Source organism: Bradyrhizobium sp. Rc3b, assembly GCF_900114915.1.
GTDB lineage: Bacteria > Pseudomonadota > Alphaproteobacteria > Rhizobiales > Xanthobacteraceae > Bradyrhizobium.
The window spans coordinates 47936-73301 of record NZ_FOUS01000024.1; the positions used below are offsets into that span (position 1 = coordinate 47936).

Below are 25366 nucleotides of genomic sequence, written 5' to 3' on the forward strand. Positions count from 1 at the left end.
TCTTTACGCGCTCGCCTGCGGAGCCGGCGGCGGTGCGACCTGCCGCCGGAACAGGATGCGCTGGTAGAGCCAGCCGATCGCGACCAGCACGACGCCGAGGCACATGAACGACAACGCGCGGTAGACGCCCGTGAGCGTCGACATGTCGATGACGAAGGCCTTCAGGATCGTCAACGCGATGACGGCAGCCGAGGCCAGCCGTGCGCGCTCCGAGTTGACGAGAATGCCGACCCCCAGCAACGCCACGCCGAAGGCGAGCCAGCCGATCGAGTAGGTGTATTGTTCGGCGCCCGTCGTCGCGCCGGTGGAGAGGATCGGGCCGTGATAGAAGCGGCGGATCTCCAGCGTGACATAGGCGAGCGCGAACACCAGCGCGCCGCCCGCAATCGTGTTGGCGTAGACCTTGCCGCGCATCCCCACCACTGCGTAGGACAGCAGCAGCATCAGCACCGCCGGCAGCGCATAGCCGAGCAGCAGCAGGTTGAACACGGCGCCGCCGACGTCGATGTGCCAGATCAGCGGGTTCTCCAGGATCAGGAGGCCGAACACGCTGATGAGCCCGCCGATCGCCGTCAACACGACCGCGCCGACATTGCGCACGATGCTGCGGCTGCGCAGCCGCAAGCGCTCCAGCCCGATCGCCATCGCGAGCGTGACGCAGACCTGCAGGGCGAATTCGAGCAGCGACGGCGGCGAGGTCATCCGGCCATTGGTCGCAAAGTGCCGGATCTCCATGAAGGCGAGCAGCGCGGTGAACAGGATCGCCGCAGTCTCGACCATGCGCAGCGGCGCATCGTCGGCGCGGCGGCGCAGGAAGATGCTCGCGGCCCAGAACGAGGCCGCCGGCAGGCCATAGCCCCAGAGCAGCCAGTTGAAGATCGGCGTGGTACCGACAGCATCGCCGACGATGCGCGGATCATAGCCGATGCGCGCGGTGACGATGCCGGCGAAGATGGCAGCGAGCCAGCGCAGGAATGGGATCGGCCGCTGCATCGAGATCCAGGCGGTGCCGAGCGACATCAGCGCCAGCGCAATTGTGAGCCAGCCCTTCTCCAGCGCGAAGGTCAGCGCCAGCGCCAGCGCGCCGAGCGTGCCGGTCGCGAACAGGGCGGTGGAGACGGCGACGCCCGGCCGGGTTTCGCGGCGTGTAAGCGCTTCGGTCGCAGCACCGAAGGCGGCGGCAAGCAGCACCGCGAGGATCGCGAACGGGATCGAGCGGTCGAGATGGGCGATGCGCGCGTAGAGCGCGATGAGGATCGCGATCGGCGTGGCGACGGCTGCGGCCGACCACACCACGGGAATGATTGCAGAGTTGGAGCGGCCCTGCGCGAGGAAGCCCGCAACGCCGAAGCCGATGGCGAAGATCGCGGCCATCACCAGATGCAGCGTCACCGAGCTGTCGATCGCGGCCGGTCCAACACCTGCGATGGGGCCGCCCGGCAGCACCAGCATGTCGGGATTGGCGCGCACCGCCCATTCGGCGAACACGATGAAGACGGTCGCTGCGGCCGCACCGAGCGCGCCGGTCGCCGCCGGCGCACGCCAGGCGACGAGAAGCGTCGCGCCGACGAGAAGCGTGAACGCGATCAGCGCCAGATCCGCATGTGCGCTCGACAGCACGATCAGCATGGCGCCGAACAGGTAGGCGCCGAGCGAGCTCGATGAGACCGGCTCGATCTCGCCGTCCTCGATGCTGGGGCCGAACATGAAGCCGCAGACGACGAGCAGCGCGGCGAGCACGAAGCCTGCGATGACATGGAAGGCGTGCGGCGCGACCTGCAACTCTTCGCTATCCAGACCCGGGAAGATCCAGAGCACGGCAAAGGCGATCGTCGTGACCGCCAGCCAGCGCCACAGCCGGATGCGCGCGAGGCCGAAGCTCGCGGCGGTGACGACGGCGAGATAGATGTAGAGGGCCCAATAATCCGGCTTGCCGCTGGAGACGAGCAGCGGCGTCACGAAGGCGCCGACCACGCCGAGGCCGGCCAGCGCCGGCCCGTGCAGCAGCGCGGCGGCGAGCGTGCACATGGCCACGATGCCGAGCAGCACGAAGGCGGTGGCGGGCACGAGGAAGCCGTAGAGCGCATAGGCGGCATAGATGGTCGCGAACGCCACCGCCGTACCCGCGGCGGTGAGGATCGCCGGGATGTTGGCGATCGGCAGCGCCTGGATGTTGGAAATGCTTTCCTTGCGCCGCGACCACTCGCCGGCCCCGAGCAGCGCAGCTGCGAACAGGCCGCCCAGGAACACGCGCACGCCGGGGCCGAGCAGACCGGCCTCGATCGAATAGCGCACCATGAAGAAGCCGCCGAGCGCCAGTGCCAGGCCGCCGATCCAAACCACCCAGCGGGTGCCGAGCTGCTCCTCGAAGCCGGGCGCAGCAGCCGGCACTGGAGGTGGTGCGGCAGCCGCGGGGCTCGCTTCGAGCGGCGGCGGTGAAAGCTCTTCGGTGACGAGTGGCGGCGGCGCCAGCTCGGCTTCGGGTGCAAGCGGCGGCGGCTCGGCGGCCGTTGTTGCGGGCGCAGGCGCCGGCTCCTGCGCGGGCATGAGCGGCGGCGGCTGCACCTGCCGTTGCGCGTAGAACATCTCTTCGAGCGAATTCAGTCGCCGGCGCAGCTCGGCCGCCTGGCTGGAGGCCTTGATCGCGATCAGGAAGGCGGCGATCGCAATGATCCACGCAAAGACGTCAAACGGGCCGTCGAACATAAAGCCTCCAGGCGACCGGCGGGCAGGGGCCGGTCACATAGTATGTCGGGTCAACGCCGGGAGCGCACGCGCAAGCCCGGCGCGGGCCGCTCCTGGAGCACGTCGCGCCGGAAGCGATAGAGCGCCGCCGGCCGTCCGCCCGTCTGTGTCGACATCACCCCGGTCGGTTCGACCAGGGCTTCCATTTCGACCAGGCGACGGAAATTCTGCTTGTGCAGGTGCCGGCCGGAGATTGCCTCGACCGTATGCTGCAGTTCGGTAAGTGTGAATTCGGGCGGCAAAAGTTCAAAGACGACAGGACGATACTTCAGTTTTGCACGCAGCCGCGCGATCGCCGTAGCGAGAATCCGGCGGTGATCGAACTGCATCGAGGTCCCGAGCGGGGGAAGCGTCTTGCGCGCTAATGCCGCAGGGCGGCCGTCGCGCCGCGCCTCCTCGACCAGCCCGGCCTCGTACAAGAGCTCGTAGCGGTCGAGCACCCGCTCCTCGTCCCAGGCCGCCCCGTCGAGGCCGAAATAGAACCGCACGCGATCCCTGCGCGGCAGCGCGCGCGTCGTCTCCGGCGTCTCCTCCGCAGCCCATTCGGTCAGCGCGGGAATGATGTCGCGGGCGATGATCGCCGGCGGCTCCTCGCGCCGGTCTTCCCACGGGAAGAAGCGATACCATGGCGCGAAGCTCGCCGCATTGGCTGCAAGCTCGCCGTCCACCGCGCGCGTCAATGCGAGATAGCCGATCGACACCATATGCGCGCCGGTGTCGCCAGCCTCGGCATGGCGGCCGCGATCGCCGAAGGTGTAGAGCTGCTCGACATAACCGAGCCGCAAGCCCGCCTGTTCCTCGACCCAGGCGCGCAGGCCGATGTCGAAGGTGCGATGCGCGAGCGCGTCGAACGGGCCGAACGGCAGGCCGGCAAGCCCGTCATTGCCGCGCGCGGTGAGGATCAGCGGCTCATGCCCCTCGATCGCGACGATCGCCGCGGTCAGGCCGATCTCGATCGGCGTCAGCAGCGTCTCGCTCATGCGGCTGATATCGCGGGCGGTGAGAGAAAAATATGCCGATTGATTGGGCCGGCCTCTCCACGAACTCGCTGCACCTCTCCCGCTTGCGGGGGAGGTCGACGCGCTCGAAGAGCGCGGCGGGTGGGGGCTCTCTCCCCACGGGGGTCCTCGCTTGCGGATATACCCTCTCCCCAACCCTCCCCCGCAAGCGGGAGACGGGGCGCACCTGCGGTGTCGCGCGCAGCTGTCATTCGAGCTCGATCACGAAGGGGCGGCCCTCGACCATCATCGCGCCGGGGCCGATCTCGTCGAGCGCGCGCAGCATGCGGCCGTCGCGTCCCAGCGCACGATCGGCAAGGCCGACGATGCGCCGGTTCGGCGAGGCGATCGGCGAAGCCGAGCGGATCTTCCTGGCGATCTCGAGCTCGTCGCGGTTCGGATTGAGCGCGCACACCGCCGCAAACGCGCTCGCAGTGGAGCGGCTGATGCCGGCATAGCAATGCACCACCAGCGGCGCACTGCGGTCCCAGCCGCGGACGAAGTTCAGCACCTGATCGATATGGGTCTCGGACGGTGCGACGAAACCGTCCATCTCCTCGGTGATGTCGTCCATCGAGACCTTGAGATGGTTGGCGGGCAGCACGGACACCGGCCGTGCCACCTGCTCGACATTGGCCATCACGGTCAGCACGTGGCTGGCCCTGGTGAGGCGGACGGTTTCGGGAAGCGCGGCGAGGGAACAGACGTGGATCATGGGGGACCTTTTTGCCGCCGAGTATAGCCGGTGCCGTAGGGTGGGCAAAGCGGAGCGTGCCCACCACCTTTGTCGCAAAAGCGAAAGGACGTGGGCACGGCGCAAGCGCGCCTTTGCCCACCCTACGGCACCTACGCGAACACCGCGCCAAACCGCTCCAGAAACTGCTTCTCGGCCCGGGCCGCCGTCCACGGCGTCAGATAGTCGCGCCGGACGCTGTCGGAGAGGCCGGGATCCTTGCCGAACAGGCGCCGCGCCTCGCTTTCGCTGAAGCCGGCAAGCTCGGTCGCTTCCAGATAGGCCGCCCCGCGATCGGCGGCCTTGATCGCCAGCGTGACCTCCTCGGGCAGCACCGGCGGCAGTCCGAAGCGGACATGGATGGCGCCGAGCAGGCGTTTCTCCACCGCCTTGTAATGGCCGTCGAGCACCGCCTTGAACGGCGAGATCATGTCGCCGATGACATATTCGGGCGCATCATGCAGCAGCGCTGCGAGCCGCATGCGCTGGTCGACCCGCGGCATCTCGTGCCGCATCACGGTCTCCACCAGCAGCGTGTGCTGCGCGACCGAAAAGATGTGCGTGCCAACGGTCTGCCCGTTCCAGCGCGCGACGCGCGCCAGCCCATGCGCGATGTCGGCGATCTCGACGTCGAGCGGGGAGGGATCGAGCAGATCGAGCCGCCGTCCCGACAGCATGCGCTGCCAGGCGCGGGACGCCACGTCGCGTGCAGTCTTCTTCGCCGTCATTTGACCTTGAGGCGCGGCTTGCGTTGCGACTTGCTGCAGCTGGCGTGACAGTGGCAGTCGACGAGGTGGTCGTTGACCATGCCGGTCGCCTGCATGAAGGCATAGACGATGGTCGGGCCGACGAATTTGAAGCCGCGCGAGGACAGATCCTTCGAGATTTGCACCGACAGCGGCGTCGAGGCCGGCACGCTCGCGGTGGTCTTGAAATGATTGACCTTGGGCCGTCCGTCCATGAAGTCCCACAGCAGTTTCGAGAAGCCGGGACCCTTCTCCATGATGTCGAGATACGATCTCGCGCTCGCGATCGTGCCGTCGATCTTGGCGCGGTTGCGCACGATGCCGGCATCGTTCATCAGCGCGTGCACCTTCTTGGCATTGTAGCGCGCGATCTTCTCCGGCTGGAAATCGTCAAAGGCTTTGCGAAAATTGTCGCGCTTGCGCAGGATCGTGATCCAGGACAAGCCGGCCTGGAAGCCGTCGAGGATCAGCTTTTCGTACAGCGCGCGGTCGTCATATTCCGGCACGCCCCATTCGGTGTCGTGATAGGCAACATAGAACGGGTCATCGCCCGGCCAGGGGCAGCGGGTCTTTCCGTCGGGATGCAGGCGGGGAGCGCGGCTCATGCGATGGGTTGCTTGGCTGGAATGCGAACGACGTCCGGTTCCGCAAGCTTCAAGACGAGGCCGCCTGCGGTGAGGGGCTGGCCGGCATCGAGCGCGTCTGCGACACGGTCGATGCGCACCAGCGCAATGCCCTTGCCGCCGGATGTCGAGCCGATGGTGCCGACCGGCTTGTCGCCGGCAAGAATGGTCGCGCCGGCCTCGGGCGAGGGACCATCGAGCAGCACCTTCACGCTGCGGGTACGCGCGGTGCCGCGATGCTGCATGCGCGAGACGACCTCCTGGCCGACATAGCAGCCCTTGTCGAAGTCGACGCCGGCAAGACGGTCCATGTTGGTCTCGTGCGGAAACGCATCGCTGTACATGAAATCAAGCCCGCCGCGCGGCACGCCGAGCGCGATGCGGTGCGCCTCGTATTCGGCGGCGTCGACCAGCTCGGCCCCGATGAGGTCGGAGAGTTTCTGTTTGAGATCCTCAGGGATCAGGATGCGGGTGCCGAGCGCTTCGTTGCGAGGATCAGCGAAGGCGAGGTCCGGCTGCGCCGCAGGCTGGCCGTCCCAGGCGGCGAGCACGCCGAGATCAAGGTTTTCCACCGTGACCTTGGCGCGCAGCTTGTAGAATTTCAGCTTGGTGGCGAAGCTCTCGGCCAGTGCTTTGGGGCAGTCGATCAGGAACCCGCCGCCGTGACCTGCGGGGACTTCCGTGATCAGGAAATCCACGATGATCTTGCCCTGCGGCGTCAGCAGCGCGCCGAATCGCCCCAGCCCCGGTTTCAGCCTGTCGAGGTCGGTCGTGACCAGGCCGTTGAGGAAGTTGCGCGCATCCTCGCCCGCGACCTTGACCACGCCCCGGTCGGGAAGAAACGCTGATTTCATGCGAAAATCTCTTGCGACATGTTGCTCCGGAACGTAAGCCCGCGAGGCATAAACGACAAGACCTCGAGCCCTGCGCTTGGGGATGAGAAGGGCCTTCAGCCATGACCCAGCGTTTCGATGTGATCCTCAAAGGCGGCACCGTCGTCAACCAGGACGGCGAGAATGTTCGCGATATCGGCATCACCGGCGGCCGCATCGCCGAGCTGGGCCCGTTGTCGCAGGGCTCGGCCGCCGAGGTCATCGACTGCAAGGGCCTGCACATCCTGCCCGGCGTGATGGACACACAGGTGCATTTCCGCGAGCCCGGGCTGGAGCAGAAGGAAGACCTCGAGACCGGTTCGCGCAGCGCCGTGATGGGCGGCGTCACCGCCGTGTTCGAGATGCCGAACACCTCTCCATTGACCGTGACTGAAGCCACCTTCACCGACAAGGTGAAGCGCGCCCATCACCGCATGCATTGCGATTTCGCCTTCTTCATCGGCGGCACGCGTGAGAACGTGCAGGACCTGCCGGTGCTCGAACGTGCGCCTGGCTGTGCCGGCGTCAAGGTGTTCATCGGCTCCTCGACCGGCGCGCTGCTGGTGGAGGACGACGAAAGCCTGCGCCGCATCTTCCAGGTGATCCGCCGCCGCGCGGCCTTCCATGCCGAGGACGAATACCGCCTCAACGACCGCAAATCGCTGCGCATCGAGGGCGACCCGCGCTCGCATCCGGTGTGGCGCGATGAGACCGCGGCGCTGATGGCAACGCAGCGCCTGGTCAAGCTCGCGCACGAGACCGGAAAGCGCATCCACGTGCTGCATATCTCGACCAAGGAAGAGATCGAGTTCCTGCGCGACCACAAGGACGTCGCCTCCTGCGAGGCGACGCCGCACCACCTCACGCTGGCTGCGCCCGAATGCTACGAGCGGCTCGGCACGCTCGCGCAGATGAACCCGCCGGTGCGCGGGGCCGATCATCGTGCCGGCATCTGGCGCGGCATCGAGCAGGGCATCATCGACGTGCTCGGCTCCGATCATGCCCCGCATACGCTGGAGGAGAAGCAGAAGACCTATCCCGCCTCGCCCTCCGGCATGACCGGCGTCCAGACGCTGGTCCCCCTGATGCTCGATCACGTCAATGCGGGCCGGCTTTCTCTGGCGCGCTTCGTCGATCTCACCAGCGCCGGCCCCGCGCGCCTCTACAACATGGCCTGCAAGGGCCGCATCGCCGCCGGCTACGACGCCGATTTCACGGTCGTCGATTTGAAGCGCAGTGAGACCATCACCAACAAATGGGTGGCGTCGAAAGCAGGCTGGACCCCCTATGACGGGTTGCGCGTCACCGGTTGGCCCGTCGGCACCTTCGTCCGCGGCCGCCGCGTGATGTGGCAGGGCGAGCTGGTGACGGCCTCGCAGGGCGAGCCGGTGCGGTTTCTGGAGACGCTGAAGCAGTAGCTTGCCGCGCTCGTTGTGATCCGTCATCCTGTGGTGTGCGCCATGCAATGCTCTTGCATTGCATGGCAAGCCTCGAAGGATGAGCGGCCCCGCTAGTGGCCGTGCCCTTCGAGGCCTCCGCTACGCTCCGGCACCTCGGGGTGACGGGGATAGTATGCGTATGATGGGAGACTATCCAATGAGCCAAAGTGCCCTCATCGCCACCGAACAACTTGCCGCCATCCTCGGCGATCCCAACCTGCGCCTCTACGATTGCACGACCTACAACGAGCCGGTGCCGCCGGGCAGTGACGTACCGTATCGCGCAGTCCCCGGCGACAAGACCTTCGCCGCAGGCCACATCCCCGGCGCCGATTTCCTCGACCTGCAAGGCGAGTTCGCCGACACCTCCGCGCGCCCCCTCTTCATGATGCCTGATGTCGGCCAGTTGGAGGCCGCCTTCGGCCGCCATGGCCTCGATGCGAGCAAGACCATCGTGCTCTACAGCATCGGCACAATGATGTGGTCGACGCGGTTCTGGTGGATGCTGCGTTCGCTCGGCGTCGATGCGCTGGTGCTCGACGGCGGCTTCGACAAATGGAAGGAGGAGGGACGTCCGGTCGAGACGGGCGCACCGAAAGGCTATCCGGCCACGACCTTCAAGGCCACGCCGCGCGCGGGCTTCTTCGTCGACAAGAATGTCGTGAAGGCACGGATCGGTGATCCCTCGACGGCAATCGTCAACGCTCTCTTGCCGCAATTTCACCAAGGCCTCGAGCCGAGCCGCTACGGCCGGCCGGGCCGCGTGCCGGGCAGTATCAACGTTCCCGCCCCATCGCTCGTCAATGCCGACAAGACGCTGACAAGTCTTGCGGATGCGGAAGCAAAGTTCGTCGCCCGGGGCGTCACGCGCGACAAGACCGTGATCTGTTATTGCGGCGGCGGCATCTCGGCGACGATCAACCTCTTGCTGCTGACGCAGCTCGGCTACGACAAGCTGACGCTCTACGACGGCTCGATGGGCGAATGGGCACGGGACCTTTCGCTCCCGATCGAGACGGATTAGGTGGGCGGCTCTTACCTCCCCTGGAGGGGAGGGTAAGAAAGTCAGGAACTTTTTTCCTTGGTTTGCATCCAATGTCCGGAACCAATGGAGATAAGGTGCCCGCCATGCCAGGGACCGCAGCCGGCCTGTCCGCCGGCGTCAGGACATCGGAAGTCGAGCTGATCGAGCGCGCGCGGCGCCGTGACGAGGCTGCGCTCCGCGAGATCATGCAGGCCAACAATCGCAGGCTCTATCGCCTCGCGCGCGGGATATTGCGCAGCGACAGCGAGGCCGAGGACGTAGTGCAGGAAACCTATGTCCGCGCCTTCACGCATCTCGATGGCTTTCTGGGTGAAGCCGCGCTGTCGACCTGGTTGTCGCGCATTGCGATCAACGAGGCGCTCGGGCGCTTGCGCAGTCGGAAGCCGCAGGTCGAGCTGGGATCGGTGCCGGAGGCAACGCTGGAAGCACAGATCATCCAGTTTCCCCTTTCGTCCGCCGCAACCGATCCGGAAAAATCCATGGCCCAACGCGAGATCCAGCGTGTCGTCGAACACGCGGTCGATGAATTGCCCGATGCCTTCCGCATGGTCTTCATCGCGCGGGTGATGGAGGCCATGAGCATGGAGGAGACGGCCGAACTGCTCGGCATCAGGCCCGAGACCGTCAAGACGCGGTTGCACCGTGCGCGCACCCTGTTGCGCGAGAACGTCGAGAAGAAGATCGGCCCCGTCGTGATGGACGCGTTTCCGTTCGCCGGACAGCGCTGCGAGTGCCTGACGGAGGCGGTGCTCAGGCGCCTTGGCATCGGCTCATGATTTTTCGGGAACGTTCGCGCAAAACACCCATCCAATCCCTGTGAAGCAACGCGCCGGCCAACGTCCGGCACCACAGGAGCATCGAGCCATGTTCACCCGACGGAGCGCGGCGATCGCCGCGGCCATTCTGTTGTCGAGTCCCGCGCTGCTGCAAAGCGCCGGCGCAGCCGACAAGCCCACCGATCCTCAGATCGCCCACATCGCCTACACCGCCGGCGTGATCGACATCAACGCCGCCAAGCAGGCGCAGAAGAAGGCGAAGAGCAAGGACGTCAAGGCATTTGCCGAGGACATGCTGCGCGACCACGAGGCCGTCAACAAGCAGGCGCTGGCGCTGGTCAAGAAGCTGAACGTCACGCCGGAGGATAACGACACCAGCAAGACGCTGTCGAAGCAGGCGAGCGACAAGCTGGCCGAGCTCGACAAGCTGGACGGCGCCGCCTTCGACAAGGCCTACGTCGCCAACGAGGTCGCCTACCACAAGGCGGTCAACGGCGCGCTGGAGACCCAGCTGATCCCGTCCGCGAACAATGCCGAGCTGAAGAGCCTGCTACAGACGGGCCTGAAGATCTTCCAGGGACACCAGCAGCACGCCGAGCACGTCGCGGCAGAGCTGAAATAGGGGAGTGGCAATGATGCCGGAGCGACTGGCTTCGATCGCCATAGCACTTGTCCTTGCGGCGATGGTCGCGCCGGCACACGCCGCGACGATCGAGATCACGATGGACAATCTCGTGATTGCTCCGGCCGAGGTATCGGCGAAGATCGGCGATACCATTACCTGGGTCAACAAGGACGTCTTCGCCCACACGGCCACGGCGAAGAACGGCGACTTCGACGTGACATTGCCGCCGAAGAAATCGGCGACATCGGTTCTGAAGAAGACGGGAGTGATCGACTATTACTGCCGCTATCATCCCAACATGAAAGCGACGCTCAAGGTCGAGCCGTGAGGGGAGGGAGCAGGTTCCTGATCGCCGCGGGAACATCTCCCGGCCGCCGCGAGACTAATGCTTGTCGGCGGCAAGCGGCTTCCGTGCGATAAACGCGGCAGACTTCGCGAAGGCTTTCGCCAAATCCGTTCGCAAAGTCATTCATCCGTTGACTGGCCCCGCCCGCGTGGCGGGGTCATTTTCGCGGAAAGCTCACTGCCTTGCGAGCGTGACCGAGAACTCGCCGTTGCGGATGCGACCCGGAAAACCCTCGACGAACTTGGCGACCGCGTCCTCGCCATAGGTCCCGACGAGCTCGGCGAAGGCCGCAAACAAGCTCGCCTGCGCCAGGCAGTCGCCGTCGACGCCCTCATGGCGCGCTTCGGCCCAGGCCTCGTTGAGATAGCTCAGTGCGGCCTGCTTCTGCTCGTGATCGGGCAGCGGCGCGCGGTCGGGGGCGTAGGAAATCGGCTGGCTCATGAAACTCGATCAGGGCTGGGGCGCGATCCACGGCGATGCGCTGTGCGAGAGGTGTAGCACGCACATTAACGACCGCTAGGCCACATCTTTAAGAACGGTTAACGGCTGTGAACAAAGTCGATGACAGGGTTCCACCGACTGCCCCAATCCTCATGGTGATAAGGCGCGTCAGCGCCGTCTCGAACCATGGAAGGCCCCGCTGCCGCAGCTGGGCCTTCCATCCTTCGAGACGCGCGTTCCGCGCTCCTCAGGATGAGGAGTTACGGCTGAGAGTGCGGTTGGTGAGAGCTCAGTTCGCGTAGCGCGCCGTCAGATCGCGCGAGATCTTCGAGCCTTCCTCGATATAGCGGCGGATCGCCACCGTCGCCGCCGGCGTGCAGCTCCGATAGGTCTGCTGAAAGCCGTTATAGCCGCGGTTGAAGCCGGCGATCATGCGGGTGCGGCGCTCCCCGGAGGGGGTTTCGGCATCGATCAGCGCCTGCATCTCGTTGCGCCATTTGTTGCCCTCGTTGGACCCGCAGATGCCGCGCAGATAGTGCAGCCCGCCGAGGATCTCCGCCAGCCGCTGCAAATCGCCGTCAAACGGCGCCGCCCCGTCCTGGGCCCTCGCGGGTCCGGAGGCGCAGGCGAGAATCAGGGCAAAAATGGCCAGAAATCGCGTGGACATCGGCGGGGTGTATGCCTCTTCGAGGCTGTTGACGCAAGGCGACGCGAGGGCGGTACGCTCCCTCTCCCGCTTGCGGGGGAGGGCTGGGGAGGGGGTGTCGCCGCGGGCGAGAACCCCCAAGAGGAGAAAGGCCCCACCCGCCGCGCTCTTGCAAGCGCGTCGACCTCCCCCGCAAGCGGAAGAGGTGCAGCGGAGCCCGGAGCTGGCTTCAGGTTATTACGAGCCGCGCGGCGGACTGGATGACCTCGTCCAGCCCCCCGGTCAGCTTGAGGTCTCCGAGGCCCGCCAGAACGTCGGGGGCGATCCAGCGGTAGTCGTCGAGCTCGTCGTTCAGGACCGGCTCCCGGGCCACCCAGCGGGCGGCAAACGACATGATCAGATAATGGCCGGCGCCAGCCGTCGCCGGCAGCACCTCGCGCCAGCCGGCGAGGCCGACGATTGCGATGTCGAGCCCGGTCTCCTCGTCGACCTCGCGGCTCAGGGCCTGATGCAGCGATTCGCCGAATTCGACCCGGCCGCCCGGGAGCGAATAGAAGCCCTTGGCGGGCGAGCGGGCGCGGCGGGTCAAAAGCACCTTGCCGTCGCGGAAAATCGCGGCGCTGACGGCGAGCTGGGGATGGGTGGGCTGGATAACCGAAGCCATTTCTCAAAGGACCTGATTCTTAAAGGACCTAATTCTTAAAGGAGTTGGCTCAGTTCGCCATGATGGTGTCGACGTCGGCTTCCGCCCCGCCATTGATGATGCCGCCGCAGGCGGCGATCAGCGGCTTGACCCAGAGCGTGGCCTGCTCGGCGAGGCGGACGCGGGTCGTGTCCTTCTCGACCTCGCGCATGGCCGAGCCGACCGCGGTCAGGATCGAGGTCATGGTATCGGTGATGTGGTCGAACTGGGCGCGCACGTTGGGGTTGGCCTTCTCATAGGCCTCGATAGCCAGATCCCGCGCCTTGAAGTTCGACGCCGTGAAATGCTCGGCATAGGACAGCGGCGACCAGGTCAAGAAATCTTCCGCGCATTCCGGCATGTCCGGAACCATTTCCAGCAGCATCACGGCTTCATTGAAATGGTTGAGATAGTCGGTGGCAAGCCCGGTCCGCGGGTTGATATTGGCCACGCGCAGCCGTTCGGCCCAGTCGGCGGCCTCGGGGCCCGTCTGTGCATGCGTCCGCGCGGGTTGGGAGGCCGTTGAGCTCATCTGCCGCAGTGTTAACGTTCGGGGTTAAAAGGACCTGAACGGACCCTATATAGACACCCTGGGATGTGTGGACGCTTCGTCATAACTTCGGCCCCCGCGGCTTTGCGGCAACTGTTCGGCTATGTCGAGCAGCCCAACTTCCCGCCCCGGTACAATGTCGCCCCGACACAACCGATTCCGGTCGTGTTGATGGAGAATGGCGCGCGCCATTTCCGCCTGATGCGCTGGGGATTGCTGCCGGGCTGGGTCAAGGACCCCAAGGGCTTTACGCTCCTGATCAATGCCCGCTCCGAGACGGTGCTGGAGAAGCCCGCCTTCAAACGCGCGATTCGCCGGCGCCGCGGCCTGATCCCGGCCGATGGCTATTACGAATGGAAGGTGGAGGACGGCCGCAAGCAGCCCTTCTTCATCCACCGCGCCGACGGTGCGCCGCTCGGCTTTGCCGCATTGTTCGAGACCTGGGCCGGGCCGAACGGCGAGGAGCTCGACACGGTCGCGATCGTCACGGCTGCGGCGGGCGAGGATCTCGCCGCGCTGCATGACCGCGTACCCGTCACCATCAGCGAGCGCGATTTCGAGCGCTGGCTCGACATCAGGGGCGACGAGGTCGATGCCATCCTGCCGCTGATGACCGCGCCGCGCATCGGCGAGTTTGCCTGGCACCCGGTCTCCACCCGCATCAACCGCGTCGCTAATGACGACGATCAGTTGCTGCTGCCGATCAGCGCGGAGGAGATGGCGGCGGAAGCCGAGGCGGCGAAGCCAAAGAAGGCAGCGCGGAAGGCGGCGGCCGGGCCGGCCGATGACGGGCAGGGGTCGTTGTTCTAGCTCTGCCGCCGTAGGGTGGGCAAAGCGAAGCGTGCCCACGATCACTCACCGAAGGAAACGGATGGATTGGTGGGCACGGCGCGTTGCGCCTTTGCCCACCCTACGACAGCGGAGTTCTAAACAATCTCCCTTGCCCGCAGCGCCGCGATCTCAGCCGCATCGAATCCGAGCTCGCCCAGCACCGCGTCCGTATCCGCGCCGAGCTCCGGCGCCATCCGGTCGAGCCTGCCGCCGCCATGGGCGAGCTTGAAGCCGCTGCCGGCAAAGCGCAGGCGGCCGTATTGCGTGTCCAGCTGCTGGATCGCGCCGCGCGCCTTGATCTGCGGATGGTCGATCACCTCCTCGACCTTCCAGATGCTCGCGCAGGGCGCGCCGGCGTCTTCCAGGATCGTCTCCCATTCGCGCGCCGGCCTGGCCGCGAGCGCCGCTTCGATGATGGCGCGCAGCGCCGGCTCGTTCTCGTTGCGCGAAAACCAGTCGGCAAAGCGCGGGTCGCTCAGCGTGTCCTCGCGGCCGAGCGCGCTCATCAGCGCGCGGTACTGCTTCTCGTTGTTGACGGCGAGCAGGATGTGGCCGTCGCCGCACTTGAACAAATTCGCCGTGGTCCTGCGGCTCACGGCCTGGTTGCCCGAGAGTGTCTGGCGATGGCCGGCGACCGACCAGTCCGCGATCTGTCCCGACAGAAACGCCATCGTCGCCTCCAGCATGGAGACATCAATGAGCTGGCCCTTGCCGGTGCGGTCGCGCTGATACAGCGCGCTCGACACGCCGAACGCGGCCGTGGCGCCCGACAGCACGTCGCACACCGCAAAGCCCGCGCGCGTCGGTCCCGTCTCGGGATGGCCGGTGATTGCCATGATGCCTGACAGCGCCTGCATCTTGCCGTCATAGCCGGGCCGCAGGCGATCCGGGCCGGTCTGGCCGAAGCCTGAGACCGCGCAATAGATCAGTTTTGGATTGATCGCCGACAGTGCCTCGTAGCCGATGCCGAGCTTGTCCATCACGCCCGGACGGAAATTCTCCATGACGACGTCGACCGATGCCGCGAGCTTCTTCACGATCGCGATCGCCTCCGGCTTCTGCAGATCGAGCGTCAGGCTGCGCTTGTTGCCGTTGACGGCCTGGAACGCCGGCGCGAGGCCGCGGTCGGCCCATTCGCGGCTGAGCGGGGTGCGGCGCATGTCCTCGCCTTCGCGCCGCTCGACCTTGATGACATCGGCGCCCAGCAGCGCGAGCTGGTAGCTGGCATAGGGGCCGGCCAGCACTTGCGTGAAATCCAGGATCTTCACGCCCTCGAACGGTCGCGTCACGTCGCTCTCCCCTTGTTTGTTTTTGTCGGAGGACGTCAGGCGGCGCGGTTGCCGCGCGCGATCTCCTTCTGCTTGTCGAATTCGGCGCGGCGGCGGGCCAGCTCTTCCGGCGACAGCTGCGCGACGTTGTTGTAGTCGAGCTTCCAGGAGGCGTCCTCGCTCCAGCGCAACGGCGACTGCATCGTCGTTTGCGGGCCGCTCGCGCTCTCCAGCAGCTTGAGCGCCAGTTCCAGCGTCTGCGCCTGCGAGGCGACGTCGTGTGGCTTGCCGGCGGAATTGCCGAGCGGGAAGTCGGAGAACAGGAAGCGCGGCACGGCGGCGTGCTCGATGATGTCCTTGGCGCAGCCCATCACCACGGTCGGAATGCCGTTGGCCTCGAGATGCCGCGCCACCAGCGCCGTGGTCTGGTGGCAGACCGGGCAGTTCGGCACCAGCACCGCGACGTCAACCTTGTCCGCAAGGCAGCGCGCCAGGATGTCCGGTGCGTCGGTGTCGAGCGTGACGCGATGGCTGCGGTTGGTCGGCGCGCCGAAGAAGCGCGGGGCGACCTCGCCGATGCGGCCGGCGGCGGACGCCTTCAACAGCTGCGGCAGCGGAAACCAGGTGCCGTTGTCGGTCGCCGAGGTGTGCTTACGGTCGTAGCCGATATGCGAGATGCGCAAATCGTGCTCTTTCGACGTGTCGCCGTCATAGACCTGGTAAAACTTTGCGCTGCCGTTGTACGCCGCGCCCGGTCCCTGGTCGCCCTTGGCGGGATCATACGGCGCAGCGGTCGTGATGATGGTCACGCGCGACTTTGCCAGCGGCTTCTTCAGCGGCTGGAACGGCGCCTCGGTGTAATGCGCCCAGCGATACGCGGTGGTGTAGCCAATCGCCGCGTAATAATCGCGGGTGCGCTGCATGTAGGGGACGGGGGAGTCGTAATCGGGCGCAAAGCCGAATTCGTCGTCGCGCGGCGCGGACATGGCGCGTCTCCTGGTTCTTGGTTGGCGACAGATTAGAGATAGTTTTGGGGTTGCTCAACGGGGGGAGGGGAGATGCAGGCCTGAATTGCAGATGACGATGGTGCGGCACGCGCGGTGCCACTTACCCCTCCCTGGAGGGGGAGGGTCGGCTCACATTGAGCGCAGCGAAAATGTGAGACGGGGTGGGGTGACGGTCTCACCACATCCAACAGTGCCCGAGTGGAGAGATCACCCCACCCCGCTCGCGCTTCGCGCGATCGACCCTCCCCCTCCAGGGGAGGGTAAGTCACTTGAACACGTGCAGTGCCACATATTGCAGCAGCATGATCGCCTTGGCGTCGATGATGCGGCCGTCGGCGATCATCGCCAGGGCCTCGTCGATCGAGAGCTCCAGCACCTCGATGTCCTCGCCCTCGTGCTCGAGGCCGCCGCCGTCGCTGACACGCATCGAAGGCTCGTATTCGGCGACGAAGAAATGGAGTTTTTCGGTGATGGCGCCGGGGCTCATGAAGGCCTCGAACACCTTGTGGACGTGGTGCAGGCGGTAGCCGGTCTCCTCCTCGGCCTCGGCGCGGATGCGCTCTTCGGGCTCGGCGTTGTCAAGCACGCCGGCGGCGGCTTCGATCAGGAGATCGTCGTAGCCGCGGATGAAGGCCGGCAGGCGAAACTGGCGCACCAGGATCACGGTACGCCCAGCGCGGTTATACGGCAGCACGGCGGCGGCGTTGTCGCGCTCATAGGTCTCGCGGTGCTGCGTCTGCCACTCGCCACTGGCGCGCCGGTACTCGAACGTGGTGTTCTTCAGCGTGGTCCAGCCGTCCGAGAGCACGCGGACGTCCTTGATGCGGACGCGGTCGGAAATGGTCATTTGCTTGATCTCAGTTGCTTGGCGTGGTCGCGCGGCCGTCGAGCCACTTCTGGAACATCACGGATGTCGATAGCTCGAAGCCCAGCGAGCCGTAGAACGCATTGGCCTGCGCGTTCTCGCGGCGGACGAGGAGTTGCAGCTTCGAAATTCCCGCCGCGCGCAGCCAGTCCTCGGCCGCGGCCATGATGACGCGGCCATGGCCGCGCTTGCGGCCGTCGGGATCGACCGCGACGTAATAGACCCAGCCGCGGTGGCCGTCATGGCCGACCATGACGGTCGCCACGATCGCGCCGCCATCGCGGCCGATCAGCACGGTGGAATTGTCGCGCCGCCGCGCCAGCGCGATGTCGGCATGCGGGTCATTCCAGGGACGCGTCAGGCCGCAGCGCTGCCACAGCGCGACAACCTCCTCGACATCCGCATCCCCGATCGCGTCGATCGCAAGAGCGGTCACAGCACCTTCCCCGGATTCATGATGCCGAGCGGATCGAGCATCGCCTTGATGGCGCGCATCAGCTCGATCGCGGTCTTGTCCTTGACGTCAGGCAGCTCGTCGCGCTTGAGCACGCCGATGCCGTGCTCGGCCGAGATCGATCCGCCCATGCGCAGCACGATCTCGAACACGACGGCGTTCATGTCGTGCCAGCGCGCCAGAAAATCCGCGGTGTCGGCGCCGATCGGCTGGCTGACATTGTAATGCAGATTGCCGTCGCCGAGATGGCCGAACGGCACCGGACGCGCCCCAGGGATCAGCTTCACCACGGCAGCATTCGCTTCCTCGATGAAATCGGGCACGGCGGCGATCGGCACCGAGATGTCGTGCTTGATCGAGCCGCCCTCCGGCTTCTGTGCCGACGACATCTCCTCGCGCAGCTTCCAGAAGCCGTTGCGTTGGGTAAGGTTGGCCGCGATCACGGCGTCGTCGACGATCTCCTCTTCCATGGCGCGGGCGAGGATCGTCTCCAGCGGCGTGCGGGCGTCGTCGCCGGGGGACGACAATTCCATCAGCACGTACCAGGGATGCTTCTCTGCGAGCGGATCGCGCACGTCGATGCCGTGTCGCACCGAGAAATCGACCGCCATCTCCGACAATAGTTCAAAACTCGTCAGCGCATTGGCGGCCTCGCTCTGCGCGATGGTCAGCAGCTTCAGCGCCGCCGCCGGCGACTTCAGCCCGACATAGGCGGTCTCGACTGCCCGCGGCTTTGGAAACAGTTTCAGCGTCGCCGCCGTGATGATGCCAAGCGTGCCTTCGGCGCCGATGAAGAGATTGTGCAGATTGTAGCCGGTGTTGTCCTTTTTCAGCTTCGACAGCACGTTGAGCACGCGCCCGTCGGCGAGCACGACCTCGAGCCCCAGCGCCATCTCGCGCGCCACGCCATAGGCGAGTGCGGCGGTGCCGCCGGCATTGGTGGAGAGATTGCCGCCGATGGTGCAGCTTCCTTCCGCGCCGAGCGAGAGCGGAAACAACCGGTCCACCTCAGCCGCCTTCGCTTGCGCGATCTGCAGCACCACGCCGGCCTCGCAGGTCATGGTATTGGAGGCGGTGTCGACCTCGCGGATCTTGTCCAGGCGTCGCAGCGACACCACCACCTCGCCATTGTGCGGCGTCTGGCCACCGACCAGCCCGGTGTTGCCGCCCTGCGGCACCAGCGCGATTTTATGCGCGGAGGCGAGCTTGCAGATTTCGGAAACCTCCGCCGTCGAGCCCGGACGCAACACCAGCGGCGAGCGGCCGTGAAACAAATTGCGCTCCTCGGTGACGTAAGGCTCGATGTCGTTCGCATCGGTGATCGTATGGCGCTCGCCGACGATCTTGCGGAATTGTTCGATCAGCTCGGGCGCAAGTGGAGGGATCGCAGGCTTGTTGATATTCATTGTCTCGTCTCTACTTCCACTCTTGTCTTTTGCGCATGGTCTTATCGGAAAACCGCTGCGCACTTTTCCGGATCATGCGCTATCTTGCCACCGCAGCCCGGCGCAGCCGGTCGTTGATCGCTTCGCCCAGGCCTTCCTCGGGGATCGCCATCACCGCGATCGCCCGCGGGCTCTTCGCGTCGAGGCTGCGAAGATAGCCGAACAGATTGGCGGCGGCTTCATCGAGATCACCGGTGGGCGACAAATTCATGACGGCGACGGCCGCATCGACGCCGGGCAGGCGCTCAGAGCCGAACGCCAGTAGCGCTTCTCCGGGCGCAACGTCCTGCGCGCGAAGCCGCACATGGGCGCGCGGCGCGTAATGCGAGGCCAGCATGCCCGGCGCCAGCGGCTGGCTGTCGTCGCTCTCGGCCTCCACAGTCGGCCGCGCCAGGGGCGCGCCCAGCACCGCCTCGATCCGCTCGCGCGACAGCCCGCCGGGCCGCAGCAGCATCGGCGCATCGAAGCAGCCGACGATGGTCGATTCCACGCCGACCGTAACGGGGCCACCGTCTACGATCAGGTCGATCCGCCCCGATAAGTCGCTCTCGACATGGGCCGCCAGCGTCGGCGAGACATGGCCGGAGATGTTGGCGGACGGCGCCACCACGGCGCCGCCGAAGGCGCGCAGGATCGCTTCCGCCACCGGGTGCGCGGGAATGCGAATCGCGACCGTGTCGAGGCCCGCAGTGGCGAGATCGGCCACCGGGCAGCCCTCCGTCTTCGGTACCACCAGCGTCAGAGGTCCCGGCCAGAACGCTTCCGCGAGCTTCAGAGCGCGCGCGTCGAACCGGCCGATCCGCCGCGCGGCCGCAATGTCCGCGACATGGGCGATCAGCGGATTGAAGGCCGGCCGCCCCTTGGCGGCGTAGAGATGGGCGATCGCGGCGGCATTGGCCGCATCCGCCCCGAGCCCGTAGACGGTCTCGGTCGGAAACGCGACCAGCCCGCCGGCGGCCAGCGTGCGGGCCGCAGCCTCGGCGCCGGCCGCGCCGGCCGGTAAAATCAGCGTTTCAAGACCCGTTTTCACAGGGACAAAATTCCTCATGCCGGCCGCTTGCGGTGCGCCAAACCCGACGCTATAAGCCGCCTTCTTGTCGGAGTGTGGCTCAGCCCGGTAGAGCACTGCGTTCGGGACGCAGGGGTCGCAGGTTCGAATCCTGCCACTCCGACCATTCTTCCAAAAGTCGACGTTTTCCAGAGGCTTGGCGGACCGGCCGCCGGCGCCTCGGGAGCGCCTTTCTGCAACGATTTCGGGATCGGGTCCACGGCCGATTTGGCCGGGCAGGGCCGCTTGTTGCGGCGACATGGCTTGTTGGTTGTCGGCGCTGACGCGCCGCAGGTGTGGGTCCCGCCTACCGCCGCGCCACCACCACGCCCACCAGGAACGCCACGATCAGCGCCGGCAACGGGGCCTCGCGCACCATGCCGCGCACGACGTCGGGCCAGTGCTGCTCGGGGACCAGTCTCGGCGATCGTACGGTAGGCGCGGACTCGATATCCCAGCTTGATGCGAGTTCGGCGATCTCGCTTTGCGCGAGGCGCACGCCATCACGCACGCGGTAGATCGCGGCCTCCGATCGCTCGCGCGGCGCGAGCGCCGTCAGCGTCGCGATGGCCGTGCGCAACGTCATCTCGCCAAAACCTTGCAGCCTCACCTGCTCCTCGGGATCGGACGTCATGCAAAATCCCTCACAGCGCAAAGTGGCGCGCGACGGCGAAGGCCGCCGTCGCGCACAGGACCAGCGTGGAAACTGCGCCGGCGATGCCGCGTGCGAGATGGGCCCGTGTAAGATGCCTGGTCATGATCGTGCTCCATGCTCTGCATGGAAATGGCGGCGATGGATCTTGGTTCCTGCGCGCAAGAAGCGAATCGGCGAACTTACTTCCGCAGCAACTCGCTCAATGCCGCCGTCGCCTCGGCGCAGCGGATGTCGTCGATCTCGCGCGACAGGCTGATCGCGCTCGCTCTCAGTTCTTCGAGTTTCCAGGTCTCCGGATGCTGGTTTTCGAGCTGAACAAGACGCTTGTTCAGATCGTCCAGTCTCGATTGGAGCTGCCCGATGCTGGCGTCTCCATTCACCTTCCAAACGCGCTGTGCACGCATCGTCGTTCCCTTAGCTGTCTCACGGCCTTGTGAGAGCGGTTCGTGGCCGGAATGGGAGTTTGTCTTGTCCGGCTTCAGATCGTGGGGAACCGTTGCAAATTCGCAACGATTTTCGGGGGGTGATGCGCGGCCGCCGACCGCTGCACAATGATACCCACAGGCATGGAATTTGATTGTGCCTCACGTCGGCGGCAGTTGCATCATCGGGCCCTCGGGGGAGATCACCCGCGAGATGCGCGACCACGGGCGACGAGATCGCGCTGGCGCGCTGCGATCCCGATCTCTGCAACTCGTACAAGCGCACCACCTTCAATTTCGACGTTCACCGCCAGCCGCAGGCTTATGGGATGATCGTGGAACGGAAGGATGTGACTATGACGGCGCATGGGACGCCGGTGTTGCCGAAGGGGGATATCCGTAGCCCGGATGGAGCGAAAAGCGTAATCCGGGGCCGCTCGCCCGGTATTGCGCACTCCATCACCGTCACCCTGAGGTGCTCGCCTCTTTGGCGAGCCTCGAAGGGCGACGGCCCGACTGTGGCCGTCTATCCTTCGAGGCTCCCCATGGGACGCCTTGCGTCCCATGTCTCGCACCTCAGGATGACGGAATGAGCGTCGGTGTGTCGCCCGCTGTCAATCCGCTTCGCCGAAAATATTCCACTTTACCGAAATTCGGTTTCGGCGTATGTGTCGTCCATCCCGGCTCACCCAAGAGGGGCGACTATGTGGTCGTCACTGTCGCGAGCCGGGGTTGCGGTGGACGCGGCAGCGTCGGCACGAGAGGTGCGGGCAGGGCGGATAGTCCCTGTGAGCCCGAGGCTTCGTGCGGACGAGCGGCGCTGCCAGGCTTCGTCTCGTCTGTAAGTTTTCGGCTCCGTCGACAGGGCTGGAAAAACTGCGGCGAAATGGCGGGCCGTGCGTACGGCAAAACCGTGTGGTCCTGGCCGTCGTTGCTACGGTCAAGTCCTTGCGAAGGTGCGAGCGAGCCCAACCGGGCAGACTGCATCATCCAATTCGCGGGGCGAGGGAGGCCAGAAGGAATGGTCGGCTCCCGGGAGATCACGGCATAAGCCGTCCAGCCATCGCGCAGGGAAGGCCGAGTGATCGGCACCACCTGTATGCTGCTGTGCGGTCTCCTTTGCGCGTGCGCTCTTCGCGCAGCAGACCGCGGGTGCGAGCCGGCACCCGGCCTTCCCTGCGCCCTCTTGGATGAGAGGGGAGCGAGACGAAGCAAAGCTCGGGCGAATGAAGCCGCGAGATCGGGAAGGCGTGTCTGCGACTTGAGTGCATGCCACAAACCAGATCTCGTAGGGTGGGCAAAGCGCAGCGTGCCCACGCCTTGTCGCTCATGGAGGGAGATCGTGGGCACGGCGCTATGCGCCTTTGCCCACCCTACGGCACCGCCGCTGGGATGTGCACTAGAGTATCGCAATGACGATGCTGAAGCAGCGAGATCTCACTCCATGACCGTCACCCTGAGGTGCGCGCTCGGCGGCGCAACCGCGCCGCGGAGCAAGCCTCGAAGGGCGACGGCCCGGCTGCCAGCTCGGCCGTGCATCCTTCGAGGCTCCCGATGGAGCGCTTCGCGCCCCATCACTCGCGCGTCAGGATGACGGCATCACAACCAATTGTCTTTATTAGGAAACAATCATTCCCTAATAACCCGCAATGCAAAAAGCCGCCCGCCGATCCCCGTCTGCCGCCCGTCCGCCCGGTCGTCCCCGGGAATTCGACATGGATACGGCGCTGGATCGCGCCGTGCGGGTGTTTCGCGAGCGTGGCTATCATGCGACCTCCATCGGCGACCTCACCGCGGCGATGCGGCTGGCGACGGGGAGTATCTACAAGGCGTTTCGCGACAAGCATGCGGTGTTCCTGGCTGCCTTCGAGCGTTATACGGCGCGGCGCCAGGAGCAGACCCGCAGTGCCGCCGCGCGCGGCACAAACGGACGCGATCGGGTCCGCAATTTGCTGCTGTCCTATGTCGCGCAGTCCCAGGGCACCGAGGGACGGCGCGGCTGCCTCGTGGTCGGCAGCGCGGTCGAGTTGTCGGCAGTCGATTCCGTCGTCGCCGCCCGCGTCGGCGCGCAGCTCAAGACCAACGAAGACTTCATCGCCGGCCTCATTCGCGAAGGGCAGGCCGACGGCTCGATTCCCGGTCATGTTGCGGCTGACGACACCGCGCGGCTGATGATCTGCATCACGCAGGGCCTGCGAGTCGTCGGCAAGGCGCGCCTGCCGCTCGACGGGACCCGCCTCGTCGGCGTCGCGATGAAACTGCTCGCCTGAACTTTTGACTTGTTAGGGAACGATCGTTCCCGATTCCGGAGACCGTACGTCATGACGATGAATGCCACGATCGAGACCGCGCCCGGGCCGGATGCGGTGTCGCAGCGCCTGACCTTCGTGCTTGCCGCGGCCTGTGGCATGATCGCGGCCAACATCTACTACGCGCAGCCCCTGATCGCCCCGATCAGCGCCGCGCTCGGCCTGTCGCACGCAGCGGCCGGGCTGATCGTCACCATGACGCAGATCGGCTACGGCACCGGGCTGCTGCTGATCGTGCCGCTCGGCGATCTCGTCGAGAACCGTATCCTGATCTGCTCCGTCATCACGCTCGGCGCCGCGGCCCTGCTCGCCGCCGCGTTCGCCACCCATGCGCTGCCGTTCCTGATCGCCGCGCTGTTCATCGGCCTCGGCTCGGTCGCGGTGCAGATCATCATTCCCTATGCCGCGCATCTGGCGCCGGAAGCCATCCGCGGCCGCGTCGTCGGCAACGTCTCGACCGGCCTGATGCTCGGCATCATGCTGGCGCGTCCGGTTTCGAGCTTCGTCACCGCGGCGCTGTCGTGGCACGCCGTGTTCTTCGCTTCCGCCGCGTTGATGATCGTGCTGACGGCCGTGCTCTGGATGTCGCTGCCGAACCGCAAGCCGGTGACGCGGATGCACTATGGCGAACTGTTGCTGTCGATGCCGCATCTGGTGCGAGCAACGCCGCTGCTGCGGCGCCGGGCGCTCTACCAGGCGAGCCTGTTCGGCTGCTTCACTTTGTTCTGGACGGTGGCGCCGCTCCAGCTTGCGGACGCGTTCGGCTTCACCCAGCGCGGCATCGCGTTGTTCGCGCTGGCCGGCGTGGCCGGCGTGTTCGCGGCGCCCATCGCCGGACGGCTCGCCGATCGCGGCCACAGCCGCATCGCGACGCTGGTCGCGATGTTGCTCGCGGCCGGGGGCTTCCTCGTGACCTATCTCGGCGCGCCCGGCTCGATGCTGAACCTGGTCTGCCTGGTTGCGGCGGCGATTGCCATCGACGTCGGTGTCCAGGGCAACGTCGTGCTCGGCTTCCGCGCTATCTTCGCGCTCGGGCACGAGCACCGCAGCCGCCTCAACGGGCTCTACATGGCGACGTTCTTCACGGCCGGTGCAGCCGGCTCAGCGGTCGGCGCCTGGGCTTTCGCGCAAGGCGGCTGGACGCTCGCATCGGCCATCGGCCTCGCTCTGCCCGTCATCGGCTTGCTCTATGCGGCGACCGAATAGCCGCCGGCCGCAGCAATTGTGCGATGCGGGCGTTTACCAAGGCTCGCACACGAAGCCGCGGGCGGCGCAATTTCCGTCTCGCGATTTCGGTGCCGCTGTAGTACTTTGGTCTCAAGCGGGCCAGGTTAATGGGCGGCAGGGGGAGGCTGATGAGGCGTGCGGGGCTGTTTGGCGTACCGCGGGTACGGCCATGGTCGTGGCAGGCGTTTCTGCTCGGATGCGTCGTTGTCGCCATGTCGGCTGCATTTCAGGGCATTTGCGTCGCGCTCGGCGCAAAGCTCTATTTTGCAGCATTCCTGCCCGGCCTGTTCATGCTCGGCATCGTTGCGGGCACGCCGGCGGCGGGATTTGCCGCGCTGTTCACCATTCCCCTGGTGTGGTGGGCGTTCATTCCGCCCTTCTTCGAGTTCAACGCGCTGAGCAGCGCAAATACCGATTCCATCAACCTGTTCTGCCTGCTCGCGGTGCTGCTGATTGGCCTCGCCGATCTCTGCCGCGAGACCATGAGGATCGTCAGCCAGGGCGGGCTGAAGTCCCCGGGCGAGAGCGCGGCAACGAATCCGCAATAATTCGCCTTTGCACGACGGTG

At 66.0% G+C, this 25366-nt stretch carries 27 protein-coding genes, 1 tRNA gene and 1 pseudogene; 11 read left to right on the forward strand and 18 right to left on the reverse strand.

What is annotated here, in order from left to right:
- Window positions 1–3: 3 nt before the first annotated feature.
- The 6 genes from BM190_RS36880 to ygfZ all read right to left on the reverse strand — a co-directional run bounded on the left by BM190_RS36880 (window position 4) and on the right by ygfZ (window position 6699).
- Window positions 4–2706, reverse strand: a complete 2703-nt coding sequence (locus BM190_RS36880; protein ID WP_092262453.1) for a DUF2339 domain-containing protein — start codon at window positions 2704–2706, stop codon at window positions 4–6.
- A 50-nt stretch (window positions 2707–2756) separates the two neighbouring features.
- Entirely contained in the window at window positions 2757–3725 is a 969-nt protein-coding gene (locus BM190_RS36885) for an NUDIX hydrolase (RefSeq protein ID WP_177237510.1), read from the reverse strand.
- Between the two features lie 226 nt (window positions 3726–3951).
- A complete protein-coding gene (locus BM190_RS36895) occupies window positions 3952–4458 on the reverse strand; it encodes a tyrosine phosphatase family protein (protein WP_018323373.1) in 507 nt (168 codons plus the stop codon).
- Between the two features lie 131 nt (window positions 4459–4589).
- Window positions 4590–5204 carry a YfbR-like 5'-deoxynucleotidase gene (locus tag BM190_RS36900; protein WP_018323374.1) on the reverse strand — a complete coding sequence of 205 codons (615 nt, stop codon included), beginning with the start codon at window positions 5202–5204 and terminating at the stop codon, window positions 4590–4592.
- A complete protein-coding gene (locus BM190_RS36905) occupies window positions 5201–5827 on the reverse strand; it encodes a DNA-3-methyladenine glycosylase I (RefSeq protein ID WP_092262461.1) in 627 nt (208 codons plus the stop codon). The genes BM190_RS36900 and BM190_RS36905 overlap by 4 nt, the downstream gene beginning before the upstream one ends.
- The gene (ygfZ, locus tag BM190_RS36910) at window positions 5824–6699 is read right to left on the reverse strand and encodes a CAF17-like 4Fe-4S cluster assembly/insertion protein YgfZ (protein ID WP_018323376.1); all 876 of its coding nucleotides are present in this window, start codon (window positions 6697–6699) and stop codon (window positions 5824–5826) included. The genes BM190_RS36905 and ygfZ overlap by 4 nt, the downstream gene beginning before the upstream one ends.
- A 101-nt stretch (window positions 6700–6800) precedes the next feature.
- On the opposite strand from ygfZ, the gene BM190_RS36915 reads away from it, so the two are divergent.
- The 5 genes from BM190_RS36915 to BM190_RS36935 all read left to right on the forward strand — a co-directional run bounded on the left by BM190_RS36915 (window position 6801) and on the right by BM190_RS36935 (window position 10930).
- A complete protein-coding gene (locus tag BM190_RS36915; protein ID WP_092262463.1) occupies window positions 6801–8135 on the forward strand; it encodes a dihydroorotase in 1335 nt (444 codons plus the stop codon).
- Between the two features lie 178 nt (window positions 8136–8313).
- Window positions 8314–9180: a sulfurtransferase gene (locus BM190_RS36920; protein ID WP_092262465.1), complete on the forward strand. Its 867-nt coding sequence runs from the start codon at window positions 8314–8316 to the stop codon at window positions 9178–9180.
- Window positions 9181–9284: 104 nt separating this feature from the next.
- The gene (locus BM190_RS36925) at window positions 9285–9977 is read left to right on the forward strand and encodes an RNA polymerase sigma factor (RefSeq protein WP_177237511.1); all 693 of its coding nucleotides are present in this window, start codon (window positions 9285–9287) and stop codon (window positions 9975–9977) included.
- 88 nt (window positions 9978–10065) lie between these two features.
- Window positions 10066–10599 carry a DUF4142 domain-containing protein gene (locus tag BM190_RS36930; RefSeq protein WP_177237512.1) on the forward strand — a complete coding sequence of 178 codons (534 nt, stop codon included), beginning with the start codon at window positions 10066–10068 and terminating at the stop codon, window positions 10597–10599.
- 10 nt (window positions 10600–10609) lie between these two features.
- Entirely contained in the window at window positions 10610–10930 is a 321-nt protein-coding gene (locus BM190_RS36935; protein WP_092262473.1) for a cupredoxin domain-containing protein, read from the forward strand.
- A 192-nt stretch (window positions 10931–11122) separates the two neighbouring features.
- Here BM190_RS36935 and BM190_RS36940 read toward each other — a convergent pair whose 3' ends face one another.
- The 4 genes from BM190_RS36940 to BM190_RS36960 all read right to left on the reverse strand — a co-directional run bounded on the left by BM190_RS36940 (window position 11123) and on the right by BM190_RS36960 (window position 13249).
- Window positions 11123–11389: a hypothetical protein gene (locus tag BM190_RS36940; protein WP_018323382.1), complete on the reverse strand. Its 267-nt coding sequence runs from the start codon at window positions 11387–11389 to the stop codon at window positions 11123–11125.
- 289 nt (window positions 11390–11678) lie between these two features.
- On the reverse strand, window positions 11679–12056 hold the full coding sequence (locus tag BM190_RS36945; RefSeq protein WP_018323383.1) for a TIGR02301 family protein: 378 nt from the start codon (window positions 12054–12056) through the stop codon (window positions 11679–11681).
- Window positions 12057–12264: 208 nt separating this feature from the next.
- The gene (locus BM190_RS36955; protein ID WP_092262476.1) at window positions 12265–12699 is read right to left on the reverse strand and encodes an NUDIX hydrolase; all 435 of its coding nucleotides are present in this window, start codon (window positions 12697–12699) and stop codon (window positions 12265–12267) included.
- Window positions 12700–12748: 49 nt separating this feature from the next.
- Window positions 12749–13249: a hypothetical protein gene (locus tag BM190_RS36960; RefSeq protein ID WP_018323385.1), complete on the reverse strand. Its 501-nt coding sequence runs from the start codon at window positions 13247–13249 to the stop codon at window positions 12749–12751.
- Between the two features lie 63 nt (window positions 13250–13312).
- Between BM190_RS36960 and BM190_RS36965 the strand changes: the two genes are divergently transcribed.
- Complete coding sequence (locus tag BM190_RS36965) at window positions 13313–14077, forward strand: SOS response-associated peptidase (RefSeq protein WP_092262479.1); 765 nt, start codon at window positions 13313–13315, stop codon at window positions 14075–14077.
- Window positions 14078–14193: 116 nt separating this feature from the next.
- Here the strand turns inward: BM190_RS36965 and BM190_RS36970 are convergent, their stop codons facing one another.
- From BM190_RS36970 to BM190_RS37000, 6 genes are all read right to left on the reverse strand, one after another.
- Complete coding sequence (locus tag BM190_RS36970; RefSeq protein ID WP_092262482.1) at window positions 14194–15387, reverse strand: CaiB/BaiF CoA transferase family protein; 1194 nt, start codon at window positions 15385–15387, stop codon at window positions 14194–14196.
- 35 nt (window positions 15388–15422) lie between these two features.
- On the reverse strand, window positions 15423–16352 hold the full coding sequence (locus BM190_RS36975; protein ID WP_092262485.1) for a glycine reductase: 930 nt from the start codon (window positions 16350–16352) through the stop codon (window positions 15423–15425).
- Between the two features lie 286 nt (window positions 16353–16638).
- A complete protein-coding gene (locus tag BM190_RS36985; RefSeq protein WP_092262493.1) occupies window positions 16639–17220 on the reverse strand; it encodes an NUDIX domain-containing protein in 582 nt (193 codons plus the stop codon).
- A gap of 10 nt (window positions 17221–17230) precedes the next feature.
- Window positions 17231–17674, reverse strand: a complete 444-nt coding sequence (locus tag BM190_RS36990; protein WP_092262496.1) for a GNAT family acetyltransferase — start codon at window positions 17672–17674, stop codon at window positions 17231–17233.
- The gene (locus BM190_RS36995) at window positions 17671–19098 is read right to left on the reverse strand and encodes an FAD-binding oxidoreductase (RefSeq protein ID WP_092262500.1); all 1428 of its coding nucleotides are present in this window, start codon (window positions 19096–19098) and stop codon (window positions 17671–17673) included. The genes BM190_RS36990 and BM190_RS36995 overlap by 4 nt, the downstream gene beginning before the upstream one ends.
- A gap of 79 nt (window positions 19099–19177) precedes the next feature.
- Window positions 19178–20185: an L-threonylcarbamoyladenylate synthase gene (locus BM190_RS37000; protein ID WP_143109169.1), complete on the reverse strand. Its 1008-nt coding sequence runs from the start codon at window positions 20183–20185 to the stop codon at window positions 19178–19180.
- Window positions 20186–20235: 50 nt separating this feature from the next.
- Here BM190_RS37000 and BM190_RS37005 point away from each other — a divergent pair.
- Window positions 20236–20312, forward strand: a tRNA-Pro gene (locus BM190_RS37005).
- Window positions 20313–20492: 180 nt separating this feature from the next.
- Here BM190_RS37005 and BM190_RS37010 read toward each other — a convergent pair.
- Both BM190_RS37010 and BM190_RS37015 read right to left on the reverse strand, forming a co-directional pair.
- Window positions 20493–20819 carry a hypothetical protein gene (locus tag BM190_RS37010; protein WP_092262505.1) on the reverse strand — a complete coding sequence of 109 codons (327 nt, stop codon included), beginning with the start codon at window positions 20817–20819 and terminating at the stop codon, window positions 20493–20495.
- A 200-nt stretch (window positions 20820–21019) separates the two neighbouring features.
- A complete protein-coding gene (locus BM190_RS37015) occupies window positions 21020–21244 on the reverse strand; it encodes a hypothetical protein (protein ID WP_092262508.1) in 225 nt (74 codons plus the stop codon).
- A gap of 175 nt (window positions 21245–21419) precedes the next feature.
- Here BM190_RS37015 and BM190_RS41425 point away from each other — a divergent pair.
- The 4 genes and pseudogenes from BM190_RS41425 to BM190_RS37040 form a co-directional block, all read left to right on the forward strand.
- A pseudogene (locus BM190_RS41425) lies at window positions 21420–21642 on the forward strand (N-carbamoyl-D-amino-acid hydrolase); the annotation flags it as partial.
- A gap of 1269 nt (window positions 21643–22911) precedes the next feature.
- A complete protein-coding gene (locus tag BM190_RS37030; protein WP_092262511.1) occupies window positions 22912–23532 on the forward strand; it encodes a TetR/AcrR family transcriptional regulator in 621 nt (206 codons plus the stop codon).
- Between the two features lie 51 nt (window positions 23533–23583).
- Window positions 23584–24777, forward strand: coding sequence for an MFS transporter (locus BM190_RS37035; RefSeq protein WP_092262514.1), 1194 nt, complete (start codon window positions 23584–23586; stop codon window positions 24775–24777).
- A 149-nt stretch (window positions 24778–24926) separates the two neighbouring features.
- Window positions 24927–25346, forward strand: a complete 420-nt coding sequence (locus tag BM190_RS37040) for a hypothetical protein (RefSeq protein ID WP_018321773.1) — start codon at window positions 24927–24929, stop codon at window positions 25344–25346.
- Window positions 25347–25366 lie beyond the last annotated feature (20 nt).

Bases quoted from the DNA above. Each gene is read 5' to 3' on its own strand.
- BM190_RS36930 (WP_177237512.1), top strand. From the start codon at position 10,066: ATGTTCACCCGACGGAGCGCGGCGATCGCCGCGGCCATTCTGTTGTCG.
- BM190_RS36905 (WP_092262461.1), bottom strand. From the start codon at position 5,827: ATGAGCCGCGCTCCCCGCCTGCATCCCGACGGAAAGACCCGCTGCCCC.
- BM190_RS36920 (WP_092262465.1), top strand. From the start codon at position 8,314: ATGAGCCAAAGTGCCCTCATCGCCACCGAACAACTTGCCGCCATCCTC.
- BM190_RS36975 (WP_092262485.1), bottom strand. From the start codon at position 16,352: ATGTCCGCGCCGCGCGACGACGAATTCGGCTTTGCGCCCGATTACGAC.
- BM190_RS36900 (WP_018323374.1), bottom strand. From the start codon at position 5,204: ATGACGGCGAAGAAGACTGCACGCGACGTGGCGTCCCGCGCCTGGCAG.
- BM190_RS36985 (WP_092262493.1), bottom strand. From the start codon at position 17,220: ATGACCATTTCCGACCGCGTCCGCATCAAGGACGTCCGCGTGCTCTCG.
- BM190_RS36945 (WP_018323383.1), bottom strand. From the start codon at position 12,056: ATGTCCACGCGATTTCTGGCCATTTTTGCCCTGATTCTCGCCTGCGCC.
- BM190_RS36965 (WP_092262479.1), top strand. From the start codon at position 13,313: ATGTGTGGACGCTTCGTCATAACTTCGGCCCCCGCGGCTTTGCGGCAA.
- BM190_RS37015 (WP_092262508.1), bottom strand. From the start codon at position 21,244: ATGCGTGCACAGCGCGTTTGGAAGGTGAATGGAGACGCCAGCATCGGG.
- BM190_RS36880 (WP_092262453.1), bottom strand. From the start codon at position 2,706: ATGTTCGACGGCCCGTTTGACGTCTTTGCGTGGATCATTGCGATCGCC.
- BM190_RS36915 (WP_092262463.1), top strand. From the start codon at position 6,801: ATGACCCAGCGTTTCGATGTGATCCTCAAAGGCGGCACCGTCGTCAAC.
- BM190_RS36925 (WP_177237511.1), top strand. From the start codon at position 9,285: ATGCCAGGGACCGCAGCCGGCCTGTCCGCCGGCGTCAGGACATCGGAA.
- BM190_RS37000 (WP_143109169.1), bottom strand. From the start codon at position 20,185: ATGAGGAATTTTGTCCCTGTGAAAACGGGTCTTGAAACGCTGATTTTA.
- BM190_RS36935 (WP_092262473.1), top strand. From the start codon at position 10,610: ATGATGCCGGAGCGACTGGCTTCGATCGCCATAGCACTTGTCCTTGCG.
- BM190_RS36885 (WP_177237510.1), bottom strand. From the start codon at position 3,725: ATGAGCGAGACGCTGCTGACGCCGATCGAGATCGGCCTGACCGCGGCG.
- BM190_RS37040 (WP_018321773.1), top strand. From the start codon at position 24,927: ATGAGGCGTGCGGGGCTGTTTGGCGTACCGCGGGTACGGCCATGGTCG.
- BM190_RS36960 (WP_018323385.1), bottom strand. From the start codon at position 13,249: ATGAGCTCAACGGCCTCCCAACCCGCGCGGACGCATGCACAGACGGGC.
- ygfZ (WP_018323376.1), bottom strand. From the start codon at position 6,699: ATGAAATCAGCGTTTCTTCCCGACCGGGGCGTGGTCAAGGTCGCGGGC.
- BM190_RS36895 (WP_018323373.1), bottom strand. From the start codon at position 4,458: ATGATCCACGTCTGTTCCCTCGCCGCGCTTCCCGAAACCGTCCGCCTC.
- BM190_RS37035 (WP_092262514.1), top strand. From the start codon at position 23,584: ATGACGATGAATGCCACGATCGAGACCGCGCCCGGGCCGGATGCGGTG.
- BM190_RS37010 (WP_092262505.1), bottom strand. From the start codon at position 20,819: ATGACGTCCGATCCCGAGGAGCAGGTGAGGCTGCAAGGTTTTGGCGAG.
- BM190_RS36940 (WP_018323382.1), bottom strand. From the start codon at position 11,389: ATGAGCCAGCCGATTTCCTACGCCCCCGACCGCGCGCCGCTGCCCGAT.
- BM190_RS36995 (WP_092262500.1), bottom strand. From the start codon at position 19,098: ATGAATATCAACAAGCCTGCGATCCCTCCACTTGCGCCCGAGCTGATC.
- BM190_RS37030 (WP_092262511.1), top strand. From the start codon at position 22,912: ATGCAAAAAGCCGCCCGCCGATCCCCGTCTGCCGCCCGTCCGCCCGGT.
- BM190_RS36955 (WP_092262476.1), bottom strand. From the start codon at position 12,699: ATGGCTTCGGTTATCCAGCCCACCCATCCCCAGCTCGCCGTCAGCGCC.